The sequence below is a fragment of the Streptomyces sp. TAA040 genome, assembly GCF_000424845.1.
In genome coordinates this window covers 264184-283421 of sequence record NZ_AUKR01000001.1, presented here as the reverse complement: position 1 = coordinate 283421, position 19238 = coordinate 264184, and the positions used below count along the sequence as shown (strand labels likewise).

Annotated in this window: 15 protein-coding genes; 7 read left to right on the top strand and 8 right to left on the bottom strand. The window is 71.7% G+C overall.

Annotated features, from left to right (window positions below; all coding sequences use genetic code 11):
• The first annotated feature begins 30 nt into the window (after positions 1-30).
• The gene (locus H300_RS0101275; RefSeq protein WP_028425952.1) at positions 31-495 is read left to right on the top strand and encodes a PPOX class F420-dependent oxidoreductase; all 465 of its coding nucleotides are present in this window, start codon (positions 31-33) and stop codon (positions 493-495) included.
• A gap of 33 nt (positions 496-528) precedes the next feature.
• Here H300_RS0101275 and H300_RS0101270 read toward each other — a convergent pair whose 3' ends face one another.
• The 8 genes from H300_RS0101270 to H300_RS0101235 all read right to left on the bottom strand — a co-directional run bounded on the left by H300_RS0101270 (position 529) and on the right by H300_RS0101235 (position 12842).
• On the bottom strand, positions 529-1356 hold the full coding sequence (locus tag H300_RS0101270; RefSeq protein ID WP_028425951.1) for a carbohydrate ABC transporter permease: 828 nt from the start codon (positions 1354-1356) through the stop codon (positions 529-531).
• On the bottom strand, positions 1353-2342 hold the full coding sequence (locus H300_RS0101265; protein ID WP_028425950.1) for a carbohydrate ABC transporter permease: 990 nt from the start codon (positions 2340-2342) through the stop codon (positions 1353-1355). Before H300_RS0101265 ends, H300_RS0101270 begins: the two co-directional genes overlap by 4 nt.
• A complete protein-coding gene (locus H300_RS0101260; protein WP_028425949.1) occupies positions 2332-3591 on the bottom strand; it encodes a sugar ABC transporter substrate-binding protein in 1260 nt (419 codons plus the stop codon). The genes H300_RS0101265 and H300_RS0101260 overlap by 11 nt, the downstream gene beginning before the upstream one ends.
• A gap of 129 nt (positions 3592-3720) precedes the next feature.
• A complete protein-coding gene (locus H300_RS24415; RefSeq protein ID WP_051269273.1) occupies positions 3721-4206 on the bottom strand; it encodes a hypothetical protein in 486 nt (161 codons plus the stop codon).
• A gap of 258 nt (positions 4207-4464) precedes the next feature.
• Positions 4465-5943, bottom strand: coding sequence for a glutamate synthase subunit beta (locus H300_RS0101250; RefSeq protein ID WP_028425948.1), 1479 nt, complete (start codon positions 5941-5943; stop codon positions 4465-4467).
• Positions 5936-10522, bottom strand: coding sequence for a glutamate synthase large subunit (gltB, locus tag H300_RS0101245; protein WP_028425947.1), 4587 nt, complete (start codon positions 10520-10522; stop codon positions 5936-5938). The genes H300_RS0101250 and gltB overlap by 8 nt, the downstream gene beginning before the upstream one ends.
• 507 nt (positions 10523-11029) lie before the next feature.
• Positions 11030-12043 (bottom strand): prolipoprotein diacylglyceryl transferase, encoded by a 1014-nt coding sequence (gene lgt / locus H300_RS24410; RefSeq protein ID WP_051269270.1) that lies wholly within the window; start codon positions 12041-12043, stop codon positions 11030-11032.
• A gap of 49 nt (positions 12044-12092) precedes the next feature.
• Positions 12093-12842: a thioredoxin domain-containing protein gene (locus tag H300_RS0101235; RefSeq protein WP_028425946.1), complete on the bottom strand. Its 750-nt coding sequence runs from the start codon at positions 12840-12842 to the stop codon at positions 12093-12095.
• A gap of 294 nt (positions 12843-13136) precedes the next feature.
• On the opposite strand from H300_RS0101235, the gene H300_RS24405 reads away from it, so the two are divergent.
• The 6 genes from H300_RS24405 to H300_RS0101205 all read left to right on the top strand — a co-directional run bounded on the left by H300_RS24405 (position 13137) and on the right by H300_RS0101205 (position 19223).
• On the top strand, positions 13137-13565 hold the full coding sequence (locus H300_RS24405) for a DUF485 domain-containing protein (RefSeq protein ID WP_078515622.1): 429 nt from the start codon (positions 13137-13139) through the stop codon (positions 13563-13565).
• Positions 13562-15247, top strand: coding sequence for a sodium/solute symporter (locus H300_RS0101225; RefSeq protein WP_028425945.1), 1686 nt, complete (start codon positions 13562-13564; stop codon positions 15245-15247). Before H300_RS24405 ends, H300_RS0101225 begins: the two co-directional genes overlap by 4 nt.
• Before the next feature lie 289 nt (positions 15248-15536).
• On the top strand, positions 15537-16652 hold the full coding sequence (locus H300_RS0101220; RefSeq protein ID WP_486583432.1) for a sensor histidine kinase: 1116 nt from the start codon (positions 15537-15539) through the stop codon (positions 16650-16652).
• Positions 16649-17419 carry a LytR/AlgR family response regulator transcription factor gene (locus H300_RS0101215; RefSeq protein ID WP_199779110.1) on the top strand — a complete coding sequence of 257 codons (771 nt, stop codon included), beginning with the start codon at positions 16649-16651 and terminating at the stop codon, positions 17417-17419. The genes H300_RS0101220 and H300_RS0101215 overlap by 4 nt, the downstream gene beginning before the upstream one ends.
• 20 nt (positions 17420-17439) lie before the next feature.
• The gene (locus H300_RS24400) at positions 17440-17766 is read left to right on the top strand and encodes a hypothetical protein (protein ID WP_486583430.1); all 327 of its coding nucleotides are present in this window, start codon (positions 17440-17442) and stop codon (positions 17764-17766) included.
• Entirely contained in the window at positions 17763-19223 is a 1461-nt protein-coding gene (locus H300_RS0101205; RefSeq protein WP_028425942.1) for a sodium/solute symporter, read from the top strand. The genes H300_RS24400 and H300_RS0101205 overlap by 4 nt, the downstream gene beginning before the upstream one ends.
• Positions 19224-19238: the final 15 nt, after the last annotated feature.

Genomic DNA, 19238 nt, shown 5'->3' with positions numbered 1-19238 from the left:
CAGCGGCCCCGACGGCCTACGCTCGGCGGCATGAGCCCCAGCATCGCCACGAACACCCGGGTCGGTCTCGACGAGTTGCTGGACTTCGTCCGGCCGCGGCACCGCGCCCTGCTCCTGACCCGCAGGTCGGACGGTTCCCCGCAGGCTTCACCGCTGACGTGCGGCGTGGACGGCGCCGGGCGGATCGTGGTCTCGACGTACCCGGAGCGGGCGAAGACCCGCAACGCCCGGCGCGACTCGCAGGTGAGCGTGGTGGTGCTGTCGGGCGAGTGGGACGGCCCGTGGGTGCAGGTGGACGGCGACGCCGAGGTGGTCGACGCGCCGGATTCGGTGGAGCCGCTGGTGGAGTACTACCGGGTGATCTCCGGTGAGCACCCGGACTGGGACGGATACCGGGCGGCGATGGTGAGGCAGGGGAAGTCGGTCATCCGGGTGACTCCGCGGCGCTGGGGGCCGGTGGCGACCGGCGGCTTCCCCGCCTCGGTGGCGGGCTGACCGCGAAACAGCCCACCGGCTGACGGCGGCGGCTCAGCCCTTCACCGCTCCCGCCGCGAGGCCGGAGGACATCCGGCGCTGGACCAGGACGAAGAACACCAGGACCGGCAGGGTGATGAGGGTGGAGCCGGCCATGATCGGCCCCCAGTCGTTGGTGTGCTGTCCGAAGAAGCGGTGCAGCCCGACGGCGGCGGTGAAGCGGCTCTCGTCCTGGAGGAACGTGAAGGCGAAGATGAACTCGTTCCAGGCGACGATGAACGAGAAGACGCTGGTGGCCACGAGGCCGGGGGCGACGAGCGGCAGCAGGACGGAGCGGAACATCCGGGGCCAGCCGCAGCCGTCGAGGTAGGCGGCCTCCTCCACCTCGCGGGGAACGGCGGCGACGAAGCCGCGCAGCATCCAGATCGCGAACGGCAGCGAGAAGGCCAGGTAGACCACGGTCAGGCCGAGCAGACTGTTGAGCATGTCGAGGTGCCGCATCTGGACGAAGAGCGGGATGACGAGGGCCTCCAGCGGGACCATCTGCACGATGAGCACCATCACCAGCACCGCGGTGCGGAGCCGGAAGGTGAACCGGGCGACGGCCACGGCGGCCAGCAGCGAGAGCAGCGCGGTGAGCAGCACGGTGCCGAGGCCGAGAAGAGCGGAGTTGACGAGGTAGCGGCCGAAGCCGCCCTCGTCGAGGACGAACCGGAAGTGGTCGAGAGTGAGGGCCTCCGGGACGAGGTCGGCGCCGCGGGCGCCGGCGCGCGGGTCGAGCGCAGTGGTGACCATCCAGGAGACGGGCAGGAGGGTGAAGGCGAGCAGGGCGGCCACGGCGAGGCCGGTGCCGGCTCGTGCAGCAGGGGTGGGGACAGTCACAGCTCCTCGCTCTCCTTGAAGAGGGTGCGCAGGTGGACGAGGGTGATCCCGAGCAGCAGCACGGTGAGGAGGACGGCGATGGCGGCGCCGGTCCCGTACTGGCGCTGGGCGAAGGACTCGACGTAACTCCACACGCCGAGGTTGAGCACCTCGGGGTTCGCGCCGTTGCCGCCGGGCATCAGGTAGAGCTGGACGAAGACCTTGAAGTCCCAGATGGTGCTGAGGGTGATCACCACGGTGAAGACCGGCCGGAGGCAGGGCACGGTGACAGCCCAGAAGCGCTGCCAGGCGTTCGCGCCGTCCACGACGGCGGCTTCGTGGAGTTCGCGGGGCACGGTCAGCAGGCCGGCGAGGACGGTGACGGCGACGAACGGGAAGCTGTGGTGGACGACGTTGAGGGTGGCGATGGCGTAGAAGCCCAGACGGCCGGTGAACCAGTTGGTGTCGGCCGGGTCGACGAGACCGGCTGCGCCAAGCGCTTGGACGGCGGCGCCGCCCAGCGGGTCGAAGAGCCAGATCCAGACATAGGTACCGGTGACGGCGGGCATGGCCCAGGCCGTCATGACGGCGCCGGCGCACAGGCCGCGTGCCACGGGTCCGAGCCGGTGGAGCAGCAGGGCGACGAGGGTGCCGAGGACGACGGTGAGGGTGACGCAGGCGAGGGCGAACAGGACGGTGTTGGGGAGGACGGTGGTCCACAGGTAGGGCCGGCCGAGGATGTCCCGGTAGTTGGCCAGACCGTTGTAGTCGGTCCCGCCGCTGACGATCTCGCGCAGGCCGTAGTCCTGGAAGGACATCCACACCACGCGGGCCAGGGGCCACAGCAGCAGGGCGGCGACGGTGAGCAGCGCGGGCGCGAGGAGCAGCCAGGGACGTGCGGCGCGGCGGCGCAGGGCGCGGCGGCGGGCGGGACCGGGTGCGATGGCCGGGGGTGCGGGGCGCGGCCGGTGGGGGCGGCCCGCCGGGGGGCGGGTGTCAGTTGCCAAAGGACTCGTCCATGTCGGCGGCGGCCAGGTCGGCGGCGCGTCGGGGGTCGGCTCTGCCGGTGAGGACGGACTGCACCATCCGGGCGAGGGTCTTCTTGCCCTGGATCTCGCCGTAGGCGGGGGTGGTGGGGACGGTGCGGCCGGCTTCGGCGAGCTGCCGGGCGAAGGGGGCGACGAGGGGGTCGCCCTGCTGCCGGACCTTCTCGACGAGGGAGCGATGCCCGGCGAAGTAGCCGGACTGGCGGGCCCATTGCCCGGCGTTCTCGGCGGAGCTCATGAGGGCGACGAACGTCCAGGCCAGGTCCTGTTTGCCGCTGTCCTCGAAGATGCCGAGGTGCGAGCCGCCGAGGAACGAGGGGCTGGTGCCGCCGTCGGGGCCGGGGATGGGGGCGGCGGCGAGCCGGCCCTCCAGTTCGGGGTGGTCGGCGAGGATGGCGGCGGGGGTCCAGTTGCCGCAGACGGCCATGGCCACCCGGCCGTCGGCGAAGTTGTCGACGAGGTCCGCCTCGTCCCAGGTGGTGGCGGCTTTCGGGGAGGTGCCGTGCTCGGTGGCGAGTGAGGTGTAGAACGTCAGGCCGCGGAGTGCGGCAGGGCTGTTGACGGCGGATTTCCAGGTGCCGTCGCGCTCGACCGCGAGGTCACCGCCGGCGCCCCAGATGAACGCGTCGAGGGCGTACTCGTTGTCGCCGACGACGGGGAAGGGGATCGTGCCGGGTTCCTTGCGCTTGAGCGCGGTGGCGGTGTCGCGGAGTTCGTCCCAACTGGTGGGGGCGGTGAGGCCGTGCTCGTCGAAGAGGTCCTTGCGGTAGAGCAGGGCGCGCACTCCGGCGTACCAGGGCATCCCGTAGAGCTCGCCGTCCAGGGTGCCGGCCTGCCGGAGTCCTTCGACGAGGTCGCCGTCGAGGCCGGCGTCGCGGACCCGGTCGCCGAGAGGGGCGAGAGCGCCCGCCTCGGCGAACTCGGTGGTCCAGGTGGTGCCGATCTCGGCGACGTCCGGGGTGGTGCCGCCGGCCATGGCCTTGGTGAACTTGTCGTGGGCGTCGGGCCAGGGCACGTACTGGACCGTGAGGGCGGCGTCGGTGCGCTTCTCGAACTCCGCTCCCAGCTCGTCGAAGAAGGGATCGGAGTCCGGGTTGGTGCCCTCCATGATCCACACGGTGAGCGTGTCCTCGTCGGCGGCGGTTCCGCTGCCGCAGGCGGCGAGGCCGAGGGACAGGACCGCTCCGACGGCGATGGCGCGCTTCCGCATGGCCGCACTCCTCATGGACGACGCACGGTGCCCGGCCGGGCACCGGAGGTGACGATGTCCACCTTGCGTCATCGGGGTACGGGGATCACGGATCGGCGCCGCCGATCGGCCGATCAATGACGGATCGGGCTACTTCCCGATCAGCTGCTCCCCGGTCGCGGCGTCCACGACGACCCGGTCGCCGAGTTCCGCGTCCAGTTCGATCTCGGCCTTGTCGAGGACGAGTTCGTCGGTGCAGAAGTCGACGTCCTCGTTCTCGGCCCAGCCGGAGACGATGACCAGGTCGTCGGTCTCCTCCAGGTGGGTGCCGTAGTCCTCGATGCAGGCGCCGTGGCCGACGGTGACGGTGAGGGTCCGGGCGTCGTCGCCGGCCTGTTCGGCGTCCTCCAGCGGCAGCATGACGTTCGGACGGCCCTCGACGGGCTGCACCTCGGGCCATTCCTCCGCGAGGGCGGCGGCCCGCTTCTCGAACGTGGACTGCTCCTGCGTGGGGGTCGGTGTGGGCTGCGGCCGGGGTGAGCCGTCGCCGGTGACGGTCTGCTCGCCGCAGCCGCCGAGGGCGAGGACGGCAGTCACTGCCGCGAGCGCGGTCGGGACGGTGTGGTGTCGTCGCATCGTTGCCTCCTGTCGGGGGTGCCGATGGGACGTGCCGGGGCGGCTCCCGGTTCCGGGCGCCGCCCCGGAGCGGGCCGGCGGGGCCGGAGCGTCCCGCGAGGGCGGCGTGCCCGGCGGGCGGGAGGCGGTGCTACGCCGTGGGGACGGACCGCGGCGCCCGCCCCCGGTCGGGGATGAGGGCGAGCGCCACGGCGGTGTCCGCACCCCGTTGTGCGGCACATCGGGGGCCGACCGGTCCGCGCGGGACCGGCCGGGCGGTCAGACGGTCAGCGACCGGTCGGTGGGCTTGATCGGCGCGTGGAGCGCGCTGACGCCGGTGAGGTAGCGGTCCACGCCGCGGGCGGCCGAGCGTCCCTCGGCGATGGCCCAGACGATCAGCGACTGGCCGCGGCCCGCGTCGCCCGCGACGAACACGCCGTCGACGCTGGTGGCGTAGTCGGCGTTCCTGGCGACGTTGCCGCGCTCGTCGAGGTCCACCCCGAACTGCTCGACGAGGCCGTTCTCGCGGTCGATGCCGGTGAAGCCCATGGCCAGGGTGACCAGTTGGGCGGGGATGCGCCGCTCGGTGCCGGGCTTCTGCCGGAGCTTGCCCTCGACGAACTCCACCTCGGCGAGGTGCAGTGCCGCGACGTCGCCGACGGTCTGCCCCTCGGCCGGTTCGAGTCCTTCGAAGTGGGTGGTCGAGACGGAGTAGACCCGCTCGCCGCCCTCCTCGTGCGCGGAGGTGACCTTGTAGAGCATCGGGAAGGTCGGCCAGGGCTGCTGGGGGCTGCGCTCCTCGTCCGGCCGCGGCATGATCTCCAGTTGGGTGACGGAGCGCGCGCCCTGGCGGTGCGCGGTGCCGACGCAGTCGGCCCCGGTGTCGCCGCCGCCGATGACGACGACGTCCTTGCCCTCGGCGGTGATCGGGGGTGCGACGAAGTCGCCCTCCTGCACCTTGTTGGCGAGCGGCAGGTACTCCATGGCCTGGTGGATGCCGTTGAGTTCCCGGCCGGGAACGGGCAGATCGCGGGCCGTGGTGGAGCCGGCGGCGATCACCACGGCGTCGTAGCGGCGGCGCAGGTCGCCGGCGTCCAGGTCCTGGCCGATCTCGACTCCGGTGCGGAACTTGGTGCCTTCCGCGCGCATCTGCTCGACGCGGCGGTTGATGTGGCGCTTCTCCATCTTGAACTCGGGGATGCCGTAGCGCAGGAGCCCGCCGATCCGGTCGGCGCGCTCGAAGACCGCCACGGTGTGCCCGGCACGGGTGAGCTGCTGGGCGGCGGCGAGACCGGCCGGCCCGGAGCCGATCACGGCGACGGTCTTGCCGGAGAGCCGCTCGGGGGGCTGCGGGGTGACGTCGCCGTTGTCCCACGCCTTGTCGATGATGGTGACCTCGACGTTCTTGATGGTCACCGCGGGCTGGTTGATGCCCAGCACGCACGCCGACTCGCAGGGAGCCGGGCACAGCCGCCCGGTGAACTCCGGGAAGTTGTTGGTGGCGTGCAACCGCTCGATGGCGGCGGACCAGTCGTCGCGGTAGGCGTAGTCGTTCCACTCCGGGATGAGGTTCCCGAGCGGGCAGCCGTTGTGGCAGAACGGGATGCCGCAGTCCATGCAGCGCCCGGCCTGCTTGCTGATGATCGGCAGCAGGGAGCCGGGGGCGTAGACCTCGTTCCAGTCCTTGACCCGCTCCTCGACCGGGCGGGTCGGCGCGACCTCGCGGTCGGTGTTCAGGAAGCCCTTGGGGTCAGCCACGGGTCGCCGCCTCCATCATCTTCTCGTGGGTCTCGGTCTCGCTGAGTCCCGCTCGCTCGGCGGCGTCCTTGGCGGCGAGCACGGCCTTGTAGGTGGCGGGCAGCACCTTGCTGAAGTGGGGCAGGGCGCTGTCCCAGTCGGCGAGGAGCGCCTCGGCGACGGTGGACCCGGTCTCCTCGTGGTGGCGTTGCACGACGTCGTGCAGCCACCGCCGGTCGTCGTCGTCCAGCGGTTCGACGGCGGAGGACAGCTCGGGGTTGACGTGGTCCGGGTCGAGGTCGATGACGTAGGCGGAGCCGCCGGACATGCCGGCGGCGAAGTTCCGCCCGGTCTCCCCCAGCACGACGGCCCGGCCGCCCGTCATGTACTCGCAGCCGTGGTCGCCCACGCCCTCCGAGACCACGGTGGCCCCGGAGTTGCGGACGCAGAACCGCTCGCCGACCCGGCCGCGAAGGAACATCTCGCCGCCAGTGGCGCCGTAGGCGAGGGTGTTGCCCGCGATGGTCGAGAACTCCGCGAGGTGCTCGGCGGCGCGGTCCGGCCGGACGACGACACGTCCGCCGGAAAGGCCCTTGCCGACGTAGTCGTTGGCGTCGCCCTCCAGCCGCAGTGTCACGCCGCGCGGGAGGAAGGCGCCGAAGGACTGGCCGGCGGAACCGGTGAAGGTGAGGTCGATGGTGTTCTCCGGCAGCCCGGCGCCGCCGAACTTCTTCGTCACCTCGTGGCCGAGCATGGTGCCGACGGTCCGGTTGATGTTGCGGATCGCGACCTGGGCACGCACCGGCCTGGCGTCCTCGACGCTGTCCGCGGCGAGGGCGTCGGCGGCCAGTTTGATCAACTGGTTGTCGAGTGCCTTCGCCAGCCCGTGGTCCTGCTCGTTGACCTGGTGGCGGACGGCACCCTCGGGCAGCTCCGGCACGTGCAGCAGCGGCGCCAGGTCCAGGCCCTGCGCCTTCCAGTGGTCGACGGCGCGGCTGGTGTCCAGCAGTTCGGCGTGGCCGACGGCCTCGTCGAGTGTGCGGAAGCCGAGCTGGGCGAGGAGCTCCCTGACCTCCTCCGCGATGAACTCGAAGAAGTTCACCACGAACTCGGCCTTGCCGTCGTACCGCCCGCGGAGCACCGGGTTCTGCGTGGCGATGCCGACCGGGCAGGTGTCCAGGTGGCAGACGCGCATCATCACGCAGCCGGAGACGACCAGCGGCGCGGTGGCGAAGCCGAACTCCTCGGCGCCCAGCAGCGCGGCGACGAGGACGTCTCGGCCGGTCTTGAGCTGGCCGTCGGTCTGCACCACGATGCGGTCCCGCAGCCCGTTGAGCAGCAGGGTCTGCTGGGTCTCGGCGAGGCCGAGCTCCCAGGGGCCGCCGGCGTGCTTGAGCGAGGTCAGCGGGGAGGCGCCGGTGCCGCCGTCGTGGCCGGAGATCAGCACCACGTCGGCGTGCGCCTTCGAGACGCCGGCGGCGACGGTGCCGACGCCGACCTCGGAGACCAGCTTGACGTGGATCCGCGCCCGGGGATTGGCGTTCTTCAGGTCGTGGATGAGCTGGGCGAGGTCCTCGATGGAGTAGATGTCGTGGTGCGGAGGGGGCGAGATCAGCCCGACGCCCGGTGTGGAGTGCCGGGTCCGCGCCACCCAGGGGTAGACCTTGTGCCCGGGCAGCTGGCCGCCCTCGCCGGGCTTGGCGCCCTGGGCCATCTTGATCTGGATGTCGTCGGAGTTGACGAGGTACTCGCTGGTGACGCCGAAGCGGCCGGAGGCGACCTGCTTGATGGACGACCGGCGGGCCGGGTCGTAGAGGCGCTCGGGGTCCTCGCCGCCCTCACCGGTGTTGGACTTGCCGCCCAACTGGTTCATCGCGATCGCAAGGGTCTCGTGCGCCTCCCGGGAGATCGAGCCGTAGCTCATCGCCCCGGTGGAGAACCGCTTGACGATCTCCGAGACCGGTTCCACCTCCTCCAGGGGGATCGGCTCGCGGTCGCCCTCCTTGAGGCGAAAGAGGCCGCGCAGCGTCATCAGCCGCTCGGACTGCTCGTCCACCCGGCTGGTGTACTGCTTGAAGACGTCGTAGCGGCGCTCGCGGGTGGAGTGCTGGAGCCGGAAGACGGTGTCCGGGTCGAACAGGTGCGGTTCGCCCTCGCGCCGCCACTGGTACTCGCCGCCGATCTCCAGGTCCCGGTGCGCGGAGGCGATCCCGGAGGCCGGGTAGGCCTTGGCGTGCCGGGCGGCGACCTCCTTGGCGACGATGTGCAGGTCGACGCCGCCGATCTTGGTGGTCGTGCCGTGGAAGTAGGTGTCCACGAAGGACTCGTCCAGGCCGACGGCCTCGAAGACCTGGGCGCCACGGTAGGAGGCCACGGTGGAGATGCCCATTTTGGACATCACCTTGAGCACGCCCTTGCCGAGTGCCTTGATCAGGTTCTTGATCGCGGCGTCCGGGTCGGCGTCGCCGGGCAGGAAGGTCCCGGCCCGGACCAGGTCCTCGACGGACTCCATCGCCAGGTAGGGGTTCACCGCGGCGGCGCCGTAGCTGATCAGCAGGGCGACGTGGTGCACCTCGCGGACGTCGCCGGCCTCGACGAGGAGGCCGACCTGGGCGCGCTGCTTGGTGCGGATCAGGTGGTGGTGCACCGCCGAGGTCAGCAGCAGCGAGGGGATCGGGGCGTGCTCGGCGTCCGAGTGCCGGTCGGACAGCACGATGATCCGGGCTCCGCCGGCGATGGCGGCGTCCGTCTCCTCGCGGATCTCCGCGATCCGGGCCGCCAGTTCGTCGCCGCCGCCATTGACCCGGTAGAGGCCGGAGAGGGTGGCGGCGGTCATCCCGGGGCGGTCGCCGTCGGCGTTCACGTGGATGAGCTTGGCGAGCTCGTCGTTGTCGATCACCGGGAACGGCAGCGTCACGCTGCGGCAGGAGGCCGGTCCGGGCTGGAGCAGGTTGCCCTGCGGTCCGAGCGCGGAGTGCAGGGAGGTGACGAGCTCCTCCCGGATGGCGTCCAGCGGCGGGTTGGTGACCTGCGCGAACAGCTGGGTGAAGTAGTCGAACAGCAGCCGCGGCCGGTCGGAGAGCGCGGCGATGGGCGAGTCGGTGCCCATCGAGCCGATCGGCTCGGCACCCGTCCTGGCCATCGGGGCGAGCAGGACGCGCAGCTCCTCCTCGGTGTAGCCGAAGGTCTGCTGGCGGCGGGTGACCGAAGCGTGGGTGTGCACGATGTGCTCGCGCTCGGGCAGGTCGGCCAGCTTGGTGAAGCCGGCCGTCAGCCACTCCTGGTAGGGCTGCTCCGCGGCGAGCTGCGACTTGATCTCGTCGTCCTCGACGATGCGGTGCTCGGCGGTGTCGACGAGGAACATCCGGCCCGGCTGGAGGCGGCCCTTGCGGACCACCTTGGCAGGGTCGATGTCGAGCACGCCGACCTCGGAGCCCAGCACGACCAGGCCGTCGTCGGTCACCCAGTAGCGGCCGGGACGCAGGCCGTTGCGGTCGAGGACCGCGCCGACCTGGGTGCCGTCGGTGAAGGTGACGCAGGCGGGGCCGTCCCAGGGCTCCATCATCGTGGAGTGGAACTGGTAGAAGGCCCGCCGGGCAGGGTCCATCGAGTCGTGGTTCTCCCACGCCTCGGGGACCATCATCAGCACCGAGTGCGGCAGCGAGCGGCCGCCGAGGTGGAGGAGTTCCAGCACCTCGTCGAAGGTCGCGGAGTCGGAGGCACCGGGTGTGCACACCGGGAAGATCCGCTCCAGCTCCTTGTCGCCGAAGAGGTCGCTGGCGAGCTGCGACTCCCGGGCCCGCATCCAGTTGCGGTTGCCCTGGACGGTGTTGATCTCGCCGTTGTGCGCAACGAACCGGAACGGGTGCGCCAGCGGCCAGCTGGGGAAGGTGTTGGTGGAGAAACGGGAGTGCACCAGGGCGATCGCGCTGGCGAACCGCCGGTCCGAGAGATCCGGAAAGAAGGGCTCGAGCTGGCCCGTGGTGAGCATGCCCTTGTAGACCAGGGTACGGCCGGAGAGCGAGGGGAAGTAGACGCCGGCCTCGCGCTCGGCCCGCTTGCGCAGCACGAACGCCATGCGATCCAGCTCGATGCCGGTGCGCGCCTCGGCGCCGGGTTCCGGCTCGTCGGCCACGAACAGCTGCCGGAAGGACGGCATGGTCGCGCGGGCGCCGCTGCCGAGCAGGTCGGGGGCGACCGGGACCTCGCGCCAGCCGAGGACCCGCAGGCCCTCCTCGGCCGCGATCGTCTCGACGTGGGCCACGGCCTCGTTCAGGGAGCCCTGCGCCCCGTCGGCGGGGAGGAAGGCGATACCGACTGCGTAGTCAGCTGCCTTCGGGAGTTCGAAGGCGACCGAGTCCCGCAGGAACGCGTCCGGGACCTGCAGCAGGATGCCCGCGCCGTCGCCGGAGTCGGGCTCCGAGCCGGTGGCGCCGCGGTGCTCCAGGTTGCGCAGTACGGTCAGCGACTGCTCGACGAGGAGGTGGCTCGCCTCGCCGGTGAGGGTGGCCACAAAACCGACACCGCAGGCGTCGTGCTCGTTGCGGGGGTCGTACAACCCCTGTTTGGCAGGGTGGGCCGCCAGAGACGCTGCACGCATCGGCTCTCCCGTCGTCGTCATGGCAAAGGTGCTGGCTGCCGAGGGACGACGTTGGCCCTCTGCGGAACAAATTTTCGTGCAGGTTACATGATGGTCAGCGTCCCGGGAACTGGATACTTGAGTCCATCATGCGGACGCCGTGTGCCGGTCTCGGCAGCGCGTCGGGCCGTACCGGGCACGGGGGTGGGGGCTGCGACCGGAAGGTGGGGTGGCTCGGTGAAACCGCGGGCTTCGTTGCCCAGCGCTTTCGGCTTCTGCCCCGCGGCAATCGAACTGAAACCGCCTGGTAACAGTTTTCACCCAACGCGTTCAGCCGGTAGCAGGCTTGCGCACGTGCCGCACGGGACGGCGGGGGCCGTGTCCGGCACCCCGCGGCGGGGGCGTGCGGCGGACCGGGGCCGCCGCGGTGCCTCCCGCCGGAACGCCCGGCGAACGCGCCGACGGCCGCCGAACGGAGCGCGGCGGCCGTCGGGCCGGAAACGGTGCGGCAGGGGGCGGACGACGCTCTCAGGTCTGCGAGGGCCTGCCGGCATCCGGGGACGCAGACTCCCCACCGGTGGGGGAGCCCGCGTCGGGGTGTGGCTCCGGGGCTGCGCCGGCGCCGGTCTTCGTACCGCGCCCGGCCGTGCGGTCCGCGGCCCCGGTCCCGCTGTCGGGGGCGGGGGGGTCGGAGGCGTCGGCGGGTGCGTCCTTGTCCGAACCCTCGTCCTCGGCACCCGGCTCGACGACCTCCTCGCGCCCGGGAACCCTGCGGGCGGAGAGCACCAGGTACACCAGGGCGGCCAGGAAGACCGCGACCGCGGTCCAGTTGTTCAGCCGCAGCCCGAGGAACTCGTGGGCCTCGTCGATGCGCAGGTACTCGATCCAGAACCGCCCCGCCGTGTACGCCGCGACGTAGAGGGCGAACGCCCGGCCGTGGCCGAGCCGGAAGCGGCGGTCCGCCCAGATGACCAGGGCCGCGACCCCCAGGCACCAGAGCGACTCGTAGAGGAAGGTCGGGTGGAAGGTGCCGTCGTTGATGCCGTTGTCGATCTCCAGCGCCCACGGCACGTCGGTGGCGCGGCCGTACAGCTCCTGGTTGAACCAGTTGCCCCAGCGGCCGAGGGCCTGGGCCACGGCGATGCCGGGAGCGATCGCGTCGGCGTAGGCGGGCAGCGGGACGCCGCGCAGGCGGCAGGCGATCCAGGCGCCGACCGCGCCGAACGCGATCGCCCCCCAGATGCCGAGGCCGCCCTCCCAGATCTTGAAGGCGTCGACCCAGTTCCGACCCTCGCCGAAGTAGAGCTGGTAGTCGGTGACGACGTGGTAGATCCGGCCGCCGATCAGGCCGAAGGGCACCGCCCAGGTGGCGATGTCGGCGACGGTCCCGGCCTGGCCGCCCCGGGCCATCCAGCGCCGGTTACCGATCCAGACGGCGGCGAAGACACCGAGGATGATGCAGAAGGCGTAGCCGCGCAGCGGGATCGGACCGAGCATGATCTCGCCGGACGACGGGCTTGGAATGAAGGCAAGGGAGTCCATGGCGAGTCAGACGCTACCCTGCCGGGCCCGGCTCCCGGCACCCGCGTCGTCACTTGGCGGCGGCGTCCTCGACCATTTCCCGGAGTTTCTCCGGTGTGAGCGGGTTGTTCGGGTCCCCGTAGAGGTTCTCGCCGTCCAGCAGCACGGTCGGGGTGGCGTTCAGCCCGGAGCCGAGGAAGTCCTCGTTGGCCCGCGCGACCCAGTCGTCGTGCGTGCCCTCGCGCACGCATCCGCGGAACGCGGCGCTGTCGAGTCCGGGGACCTCGCCGGCCAGCTCGATCAGGTGGCCCTTGTCCGCGAACGGGTCCGACGACTCCTCCGGCTGGTTGCGGAAGAGCAGGTCGTGGTACTCCGTGAAGCTGCCGGCGTCGCGGGCGCAGGCGGCGGCGTTCGCGGCGTTCTGCGAGCCGTTGCCCCCCAGGTTGCCGTCGATGATCGAGACCAGGTGGTAGTCCGTGCGGAGCGTGCCGTCGGCGCGCAGTTCCTCGATGGTCTCCGCGAAGCCCCGCTCGAAGTGGCCGCATCCCGGACAGCGGAAGTCCTCGTAGATCGAGAGGGTGACGGGGGCGCGGCCCTTCCCCTCCGAGATCGGCTCGGCCGCCGGGCCGGAGGCCGGGGCGGGCTCCTTGCCACTCTGACTCACCGCCACCCCGACGGCACCGACGGTGGCGACGACGGCGACGGCCACCAGGCCGGCCTTCAGGGCGCGCTTGCGCTTCTCGGCCGCCTTCTCCCGCTCACGCTGCCGTGCCAGCCGCTCACGGGCCGACGGCCTTCCCTCGCTGTTCCTCTGACTCATCACACCCGGGGCCAACGAGCCGGCGGGGGGCGGCGTCCCGTCCGGCGCCGCAATCCATCCCAAAGAGGCTGAGCGACGGCAAGGGTTGACGAACGGTGCTGGCCACCGCGCAGGTCCTACCGTCCGGCGCGCAAACGAACCGGCCACCGCACGGAGAACTGCCGTTCGCCGCGCACTCCGCACGTTCGCCGCACGTCGGGGACGGTTGCTTTCCCGCAGGTGTGACGCTGCTTACTTTGCGACCCAGTCCCAAGCACCGACGGGGGAGCACGTTCCCCCGATCAGGAGGCGTCAATGTCGACAGAACTCCCACCGCAGTCACGCTCCCCCGAGGAGGCTGTGGACCGCCGCTCAGCGGACATGCACACCGATCCGCGCTTCCTGGAACTCAAACGCCGCCTGGTCGTCTTCGCGTTCCCGATGAGCCTGGCCTTCCTCGTCTGGTACCTCCTCTACGTGCTGATGTCCGCCTACGCCCGCGACGCCATGGCCACCGTGCTGTTCGGCCAGGTCAACGTGGCGCTGGTGTTCGGCCTGCTGCAGTTCGTCAGCACCTTCGCCATCGCCGTCCTCTACTCCCGGTACGCCAACCGGCGCCTGGACCCGCTCGCAGAGGAACTCTGCACGGAGCTGACCCGACCCGCTCCGGCGGCGGCCGCCGCGACGGCCGCCGGCCCGGTGACGGGGCCCGACAGCACCGACTCCCGGAGGGCCACCTCATGACGACGACGTTCCTCGCGCAGGAGGCCGGCTCCAGCGGCCGCACCCTCACTGTGCTGCTCTTCCTCGCCATGATCGCGGTGACGCTCGGCGTCACCGTGTGGGCGAGCAGACAGACCAAATCCGCTGCCGACTTCCACTCGGGCGGCCGCGAGTTCACCGGGATGCAGAACGGCTTCGCGATCGGCAGCGACTACATGTCGGCCGCGTCCTTCCTCGGTATCGCCGGCATGATCGCCCTCTTCGGCTACGACGGCTTCCTCTACTCGATCGGGTTCCTCGTCGCCTGGCTGGTGGCACTGCTGCTCGTCGCGGAGCTGCTACGCAACTCCGGCCGGTTCACGATGGCCGACGTGCTCTCGTACCGCATGCGGCAGCGTCCGGTGCGGACCGCGGCCGCCGTGTCCACCATCACCGTCTCGATCTTCTACCTGCTCGCGCAGATGGTCGGCGCCGGCGCGCTGATCGCGCTGCTGCTGGGCATCAAGCCCGGGGAGACCTACCTCGGCATGAGCGCCGAGGCCGCGAAGATCGTGGGCATCGTCATCGTCGGCATCCTGATGATCGTCTACGTGACCTTCGGCGGGATGAAGGGCACCACCTGGGTGCAGATCATCAAGGCCGGCATGCTGATGGGCGGGGCGTTCCTGCTCACGGTGCTGGTGCTGGCGGTGTACAACTTCGACGTCGGCTCCCTGATGGGCGACGCAGCCAGTGCCAGCGGCGCCGGCCAGGCCTTCCTCGAACCGGGGCTGAACTTCGGCAAGGAAGTGCCCGGTGACGCCTGGCAGACGCTGTGGAACAAGCTCGACCTGATCAGCCTCGGCCTCGCACTGGTGCTGGGCACCGCGGGCCTGCCGCACATCCTGATCCGCTTCTACACGGTGCCGAACTCCAAGGCGGCCAGGAAGTCCGTCAACTGGGGCATCGGCCTGATCGGCACCTTCTACCTGATGACCCTGGTGCTGGGCTTCGGCGCCGCGGCGATGGTGGGCCGGGAGGCGATCACCGAGCAGAACGCCGCCGGCAACACGGCGGCGCCGCAGCTGGCGGAGGCCGTCGGCGCGCACTTCGGCGGCTCGGCCTTCGCCGCGATCATGCTGGCCATCATCGCGGCCGTCGCCTTCGCGGCGATCCTCTCGACGGTGGCCGGTCTGACCATCGCCTCCTCGTCCTCGCTTGCGCACGACTTCTTCAACAGCGTGCTGCGCAAGGGGAAGGCGTCGGAGCAGGAGGAGATCAAGGTCGCCAAGCTGTCCGCCTTCGGCGTCGGCGCGGCCGCCATCGTGCTGGCGATCTTCGCGCAGAGCCTGAACGTGGCCTTCCTGGTCGCCCTGGCCTTCGCGATCGCGGCCTCGGCCAACCTGCCGACCCTGCTGCTCAGCCTGTTCTGGAAGCGGTTCAACACCCGGGGCGCGGTGACCGGCATCTACGGCGGCCTGATCGGCGCGGTGGGCCTGGTGATCTTCTCGCCGGTGGTCTCCGGTTCGGAGACGGCGCTGATCAGCGGAGTCGACTTCGCCTGGTTCCCGCTCGCCAACCCCGGGCTGGTCTCCATCCCGCTCGGCCTGCTCTGCGCCGTCGTCGGCGCCCTGAGTTCCTCGGAGAACGACCCCGAGCGGTTCGCCACCCTCCAGGTCAGGGCACTGACCGGCGCCGGCGCGGAAGGGGCTGCCAAGCACTGACCGCGCCGCGGCGGTCCGACCGCCGCGCGCGCACGGACCGGGGATTCGTACCGCGGGCCCCCGGTGCCCCCCCACGCTCCCTTTCCGCCCCGTTCCCCGAGACCGCGTACCGGTCCCCCACCCGGGCGCCCCGGGGCCGGCCACCGCTCCCTCGCGGCCGGCCCGGGGCCGGGCCGCGCCCTGCCCGCGCGGCCCGGCCCTCCTTCACCCGGAGGCCGTCCGTCCCGGCCGCCGCGGACCGGACCGACGGAACGGCTCCCGTTCGGCGGGCCTGCGCTACGGTCGCCTCGTGGAGAGCTCCCCCGATGCGCAGCGGACACCGCCGGCCCCGCGCAAGCGCTGGTCGCTGCGGTCCGTGACGGGCCGCAGGCGCCCGCCGCGGTTCGAGCCCGCCGCCGTCCCCGTGCTGCGGGAGGCACGGCTGCTGAGTGACGAGCTGCGCACCGGCCTGCGGGGCAGCGGGGACACCGCCGCCCGCCGCATCCGTCGGCTGCTGGGGGCGGACGCGGTGATCCTCGCGGACCTCGACGGTCCGGTCGGCCGGCACGGGACGATGCCCCCGGGCAGCGACCCGGCGGCCCTGCTGTCCCAGATCTACGAGCGGGGCGCCGCCCGGCGGCAGCCGCCGCTGTGCGCGGTGCCGCTGATCGTGGCGGACGAGCTGGCGGGCTGCCTGGTCGCGGCCGGCGAGGTCGCCGTGGAGGACCTGGCGGAGGTGGCGGGGCTGATCGCCGAGTTCCTGGACCACGCCGAGCTGCGCACCGCCCGCACCCGGATCGCGGCGGCCGACCTGCGGACCCTGCGGGCGCAGATATCCCCGCACTTCCTGCACAACGCACTGGCCGTGATCGCCGCGCACATCCGCACCGACCCGGCTCGGGCCCGGGGTCTGCTGACGGACTTCGCCGACTACCTGCGCTACAGCTTCTCCACCAAGGGCGACTACGCGACCGTCGCTGCCGAGCTCCAGGCCACCCAGACCTACCTGGAACTCCAGCGGGCGCGCTTCGACGACCGGCTGGACATCACGGTGCGGATGGCACCGGAGATCCTCCCGGTCGCCATCCCCTTCCTGGTGGTGCAGCCCCTCGTGGAGAATGCCGTCCGGCACGGGCTGGAGAAGAAGACGGAGAACGGGCACATCAGCGTCTCCGGTTTCGGCGAGGGGCCGCTGTGCGTGATCGAGATCGAGGACGACGGTGTCGGCATGGACCCGGAACTGGCGCGCGCCGTGCTCGCCGGTTCGGGGCCACCGGCGAAGGGCGTGGGTCTCGCCAACGTGGACCAGCGGCTGCGCGCCGTGTACGGGCCGGAGCACGGCCTGCTGATCGAGACCGCCCCGGGCAGCGGCACCAAGGTCGTCATCCGGGTGCCCCGATTCATGCGAGGAGTGGTTGCCGAGTGACGCCTACCGGGCAGACGCTGCAGGTCCTCGTGGTGGAGGACGAGCCGCACACCCGCGCGGAACTCACCGAGTTCCTCGGCGACATCCCGGAGATCTCCGAGGTCCGGTCGGCCGAGAGCGGGGAGGCCGCCGTCAAGCTGCTCGGGAACACCTGGTTCGACGCGGTGTTCCTGGACATCTCGATGCCGGGACTGAACGGGATGGACGTGGCGCGCGTGATCAGCATGCTGTCCGTGCCGCCCGCCATCGTGTTCGTCACGGCCTCCGAGTCGCACGCCATCGAGGCCTTCGGTATCGGCGCGGTGGACTACCTGCTCAAACCGATCCGGCCGGAGCGGCTCGCCGAGTCGGTGTCCCGGATCGCCGGGCTGCGGCGCTCGGGCGGCGGGTCCGGACCGGCCGACGAGCTGGCCGTGGTGCAGATCGAGCACAGCCGACGCACGGTGTTCGTCCGCCGCGACGACATCCAGTTCGCCGAGGCGCACGGCGACTACGTGCGGCTGCACACGGCCGAGGACACCCACCTGATCCGGTTGTCGCTGTCGTATCTGGAGGACGTCTGGGCGCCGGCCGGGTTCGTGCGGGTGCACCGCGGATACCTCGTCGCCGTCGGCTGGGTGCACGACCTGCGGGTGACGAGTTCGGCCGGGCTCGTGGCGTGCACACCGGCGGGTGACGTACCCGTCAGCCGGCGGCACGCCCGGGGGCTGAAGGAGCAGTTGATCGAGGCCGCCCGCAGCGGCAGACTCGGCCGGGCCGCCAGATGAGCGGCACCCGGCGGGAGAAGGTGACGAGCCCGCAGACCAGGATCGCGCTGGCGCGCCGGCACCGGCCGCACCCGCGTCCGCTGCCCCTGCCGGGGCCGGCCGATCCCGAACGGGCCCGCCGGGTCTTCGTCGCGCAGCGCCGGACGGCGCTGCGGACCATGGCGATGCTGGCGGCGGTGCTGTTCGGCACCAGCGGGACCATCGCCCTCTTCCCGGTCCTGGACCGGATGACGGTGGCGGGAGTGCCGGTGTCCTGGCTGGTGCTGGCGACGTCGACGTACCCCCTGCTGCTGCTGATCGCCGCCGTGCACGTGCGCGCCGCCGAGCGGACGGACGACCGGGCGTGACGGGCCTGCTGGCGATCGGCTTCCTGCTCGCCGCGAGTCTGGCCATCGGCCTGTACGGGGTGCGGGCGGCCCGCACCACGCCCGACTTCCTGGTGGCCTCGCGCCGGGTGGCGCCGGGCTGGAACGCGATGGCCATCGCGGGCGAGTACGTGTCGGCGGCCTCGGTGATCGGGCTGGCCGGGCTGCTGCTGAAGAACGGCATCGGCACGCTGTGGTTCGCGGTCGGGTTCACGGCGGGCTACGTCGCGGTGGCCGCCCTGGTGGCCGGCCCGATGCGCCGCTCGGGCGCGTTCACGGTGCCGGACTTCGCCGAGTACCGGCTGGGCTCGGTGGCGATCCGAAAGCTGTGCGGGCTGATCGTGCTGGTGATCATGTGGCTGTACCTGGTGCCGCAGTTCAAGGGCGCGGGGGTGGTGCTGCAACTGGTCAGCGGCACCCCGTACTGGGTGGGGGTGGTGCTGGCCGGGCTGGTGGTCAGCGGGTCGATAGCAGTCGGCGGCATGCGCTCGGCCACCTATGTGCAAGCGTTCCACTACCTGGTGAAGCTGGCCTTCGTCGCGGTGCCCGCGGTCTACCTGGTCGTGCACGTCGGGGCGGAGACCCGGGCGCAGGCGCTGACACCGGTCACCGTTCCGGACAGCTGGAGCCGCCCGCTGCTGGACATCGACGACGCCGGGTACCCGCTGCTCGCGACCTGGTCGGTGCTCATGGCCACGACGCTCGGGGCGATCGGGCTGCCGCACGTCATCATGCGTTTCCACACCAGCACCAGTGCCCGCAACGCGCGCCGGGTGGCGGTCCTGGTGATCGCGCTGCTGGGCGTGTTCTATCTCTTCCCCGCGGTGTACGGGCTGCTGGGACGAGTGCTGACCCCGCACCTGGTCCACAACAACGCGACGGACACCGTGACGGTCGTCCTGCCGGGACACGTGGTTCCGGGCGCGCTGGGCAGCGTGCTGACGGCGCTGGTGGCCGCGGGGGCGTTCGCGGCGTTCCTGTCCACCTCGTCGGGGCTGCTTCTGGCGCTGGCCGGGGGTCTCTCGCACGACCTGTTCGGCAGCGGGCTGAGCAGTCTGCGGGCCGCGGTGGCGGCGGGCGCGTTCGTGGCGGTGCTGCTGTCGCTGCCGGCCGCGCACCTGGACATCAACGTCCTGGTGGGCTGGGCGTTCGCGGTGGCCGCCTCGACGTTCTGCCCGCTGCTGGTACTCGGCATCTGGTGGTCCCGGCTCACGGTGGCGGGTGCGGCGAGCGGGCTCGGGGTCGGGGTGGTCTCGGCGACCGGCGCCGCGGTGCTGTCCGCCACCGGGTCGTGGAGTTCGGGGCTGGTCACGGTGCTGCTGGCGCAGCCGGCCTCGTGGACGGTGCCGCTGGCCTTCCTCACGATGGTCGCGGTGTCCTGGTTCGGCCGACCGCCGGAGGGGGCGGAGCGCGCGGTCCTGCGGCTGCACGCTCCGTGAGCCCCTCCGGCGGCT